4 protein-coding genes are annotated in these 3,066 nt (G+C 64.7%); 2 read left to right on the top strand and 2 right to left on the bottom strand.

Going from position 1 to position 3,066, the window contains the following annotated elements; translation table 11 throughout:
* Nucleotides 1-759, bottom strand: a 759-nt coding sequence (gene miaA, locus NKJ08_RS38290) for a tRNA (adenosine(37)-N6)-dimethylallyltransferase MiaA (RefSeq protein ID WP_352786337.1), incomplete at its 3' end; no start/stop codon positions are given.
* Between miaA and serB the strand changes: the two genes are divergently transcribed.
* Both serB and NKJ08_RS38300 read left to right on the top strand, forming a co-directional pair.
* Nucleotides 749-1,636 carry a phosphoserine phosphatase SerB gene (gene serB, locus NKJ08_RS38295; RefSeq protein WP_352524388.1) on the top strand — a complete coding sequence of 296 codons (888 nt, stop codon included), beginning with the start codon at nucleotides 749-751 and terminating at the stop codon, nucleotides 1,634-1,636. The two genes, miaA and serB, sit on opposite strands and share 11 nt — an antisense overlap.
* Entirely contained in the window at nucleotides 1,633-2,205 is a 573-nt protein-coding gene (locus NKJ08_RS38300) for a GNAT family N-acetyltransferase (protein ID WP_352524387.1), read from the top strand. Before serB ends, NKJ08_RS38300 begins: the two co-directional genes overlap by 4 nt.
* A 45-nt stretch (nucleotides 2,206-2,250) precedes the next feature.
* Here NKJ08_RS38300 and NKJ08_RS38305 read toward each other — a convergent pair.
* Nucleotides 2,251-3,066, bottom strand: an 816-nt coding sequence (locus tag NKJ08_RS38305) for a PDZ domain-containing protein (protein ID WP_352786335.1), incomplete at its 5' end; no start/stop codon positions are given.

The following is a 3,066-nucleotide window of genomic DNA, read 5'->3' on the forward strand; positions in this document are numbered from 1 at the left end:
GCCGAGGGAAGAAAGCTGTTTCACCTCGTCAAGGGCGCCCTTGTCCAGCATGCGGTCGAACCGGGCATCGATCCGCTCCACCAGCGCCGCCCGCTCCGGCTCGATGACGAAGAAGCGCGCGCTGCTCCTGTCGATCAACGGCCGGCCACGCGCAGCCTGCCAGTCCAGGATGGAACGGCCCGATGCGTCGAGCACCTCCAGCGCCCGCACGATGCGCTGGCTGTCGGTCGGCTTCAGCATCATGCCGGCCGCCGAATCCTCGCGCAGCAGGATGCGATGCAATCTCACCGCGCCCTGTTCCTGGAGCTCATAGCGCCAGCGCTCGCGGATCGATTTCGGAATGTCGGGCATCTCCGAGATACCTTCCGCGAGCGCCCGGAAATAAAGCCCGGTACCGCCGACGAAAATCGCCGGTCCTTCGGAGAACGTGCCACCCAGCCGCCCCGAAAGCGCGCCGTCGTCGATCAGCTTCATGACGTCGCGCAGCCAGGCGCCGGTGGAATAGGCGGTGGACGGATCGACGTGTCCATAGAGAAAGTGGGGGACGCGTGCGAGTTCGGCAGGACCCGGCCGCGCCGTCAGCACGTCGAGCACCGAATAGCCTTGCATGGAATCGGCGTTGACAATGACACCGCCATTGCGCTCGGCGAGGTCGAGTGCGAGTGCCGACTTGCCGCTGGCGGTCGGCCCGGCTATCAGGATCGCGTTCTTCACGCGGCCTTCGCCCGCCTGCCCGCTGGAATTTTCGATGCCGCTGATCGCCACGCTTGTATCCCATCCCGCCGGCCGCGCATTGTCGCCGGCGCTAGCGAATATGGCGTCGGGGTCTGTCGGCGCAAGCGCTGTTCGCTGGTTGGCCGAAGGCGTCGCCTGCGAGTTCGTTTTGCCGGAGACCGCCGAAGCCTCCGAAATGACCGCCGGCCTGCGTGCCGCGCTCGCTTCCGAACCGATCGACGTGGTCGTCCAGCCGGCTGAAAACAGGCGCAAGAAGATCCTCATCGCCGACATGGATTCGACGATGATCGACCAGGAATGCATCGACGAGCTAGCCGACGAGATCGGCGTCAAGGATCGCGTCGCGGCGATCACGGCGCGATCGATGAACGGCGAGATCGCTTTCGAGCCGGCCTTGCGCGAGCGCGTGGCGCTGCTGAAAGGTCTCGATGCCGCAATTATCGACCGCATCATCGACAATCGCCTGACACTGGCCTCCGGCGGCCGCACGCTTGTCCAGACGATGGCGGCGAACGGTGCCTGGACGGCGCTGATCTCCGGTGGTTTCGACATCTTCACCACGCGCATCGCAGCACTGCTCGGCTTTCACGAAAATCGCGCCAACAGCCTTGTCGAGCAGGATCGCCGCTTCACCGGCTTGGTCGCCGAGCCCATCCTCGGCCGCGCCGCCAAGGCCGAAGCCCTTATCGAGATTTCCGCCCGCCTCGGCCTGACGCCTGCCGACGCCATTGCCGTCGGTGACGGCGCCAACGATCTCGACATGATCCGCCTTGCCGGCATCGGCGTCGCCTTGCACGCCAAGCCGGCAGTGGCGGCCGAGGCAAAGGTCCGCATCGACCATGGCGACCTTACCGCATTGCTCTATCTGCAGGGTTATCGCCGGGAAGAATTTGTCGAATGACGCCGATCCGCACCGAACGCTTGATCCTGCGCAATTGGGAAGATCGCGACCGCGAGCTCTTCCATCGCATCAATTCCGAAGAGCGCGTCATGGAGTTCTTTCCGTTCCGCCGCGACCGCGCCCAGGCAGACGCCAAGATGGAGGAATTGCGCGCGGCTATCAACCGTGACGGCTTCGGCTTCGCAGCCGCCGAGATCGCCGCTACCGGCGAATGCATCGGCTTCGTCGGAATAACCGGGACCGGTCATTTGCCGTTCCTGCCTGCCGGCACGATCGAGATCGGCTGGCGCCTGGCGCCCGAATTCTGGGGCAAAGCCTATGTCACTGAAGCAGCCGAAGCCTGGCTCGCCCATGGCTTCGAAACGCTCGGCCTCGAGGAAATCGTGTCTTTCGCGGTCGAGAGCAACCGCAGGTCCATCGCCGTGATGGAGCGTATTGGCATGACCGCCGACCCGGCCTCCGATTTCGACCATCCCGGCATTCCGGCCAGCCACGCCACACTCAGGCGACATGTCTTCTACAGGCTCTCACACACAGGCTGGCAGGCAAGAAAAAAGGCGGCCCGCTAGCCGCCCTTCTCCATTAAAATCAGAGTGCTGCAGTTCCTACCGGACTCAATCCATCCGGATTGTCACAAACCGCAGCTCGCCGGACTTCGACGCCAGCATCAAAAGCGCGTTCTTGCGCCCCTGCTCCTTCAGCGCGCCGATCCGGTCCATGACGTCCTTGGGCGTGCCGACCGATTCCTGCGCGATCTCGGTGATCACCTCGCCGGGCTGGATGCCGCGTTCGGCCGCCGCCGAATCCTTGGCGACGTCGGTTACGACGACGCCGGAGACGTCGGCCGCGATGCCGAATTTCGTGCGCGTCTCGTCGTTGAGCTCGCCGATCGTCATGCCGAGCACGGAAGCCGTCGAAACGGCAGGCGCCTTGTCAGTATCATCCTGATCGGTGTTGCCGTTTTCACCGCCGCTTGCAAGCTTTTCGCCGTCCTCGAGGCGGCCGAGCGTCACCTTCACGGTCTGCTCGACCCCCTTGCGCACGATGATCACGTCGACCGCTTTGCCGACCGGGCTTTCCGCTACGACCCGCGGTAGGTCGCGCATTTCATGGATATCCTTGCCGTCGAACTTGATGATGACGTCGCCGGCCTGGATGGTGCCGTTGTCGACCGGCCCGCCCTTGATGACGCCGGCGACCAGCGCGCCCTTGGCGGTCGCCATGCCCAGGCTTTCGGCGATGTCGTCGGTCACCGGCTGGATGCGCACGCCGAGCCAGCCGCGCCGCGTCTCGCCAAACTGGCGAAGCTGGTCGACGACCCCCGAGGCAAGCTGCGAAGGGATGGAGAAGCCGATGCCGATCGAGCCGCCCGACGGCGAGATGATTGCCGTGTTGATGCCGATGACCTCGCCGCTGCTGTTGAACAGCGG

Source organism: Mesorhizobium sp. M0244 (genome assembly GCF_040321795.1).
In the GTDB taxonomy this organism is placed as follows: Bacteria; Pseudomonadota; Alphaproteobacteria; order Rhizobiales; family Rhizobiaceae; genus Mesorhizobium.

Coding starts and splice junctions, on each gene's coding strand:
- NKJ08_RS38300 (WP_352524387.1), top strand. CDS start 1,633: ATGACGCCGATCCGCACCGAACGCTTGATCCTGCGCAATTGGGAAGAT.
- serB (WP_352524388.1), top strand. CDS start 749: ATGCCGCTGATCGCCACGCTTGTATCCCATCCCGCCGGCCGCGCATTG.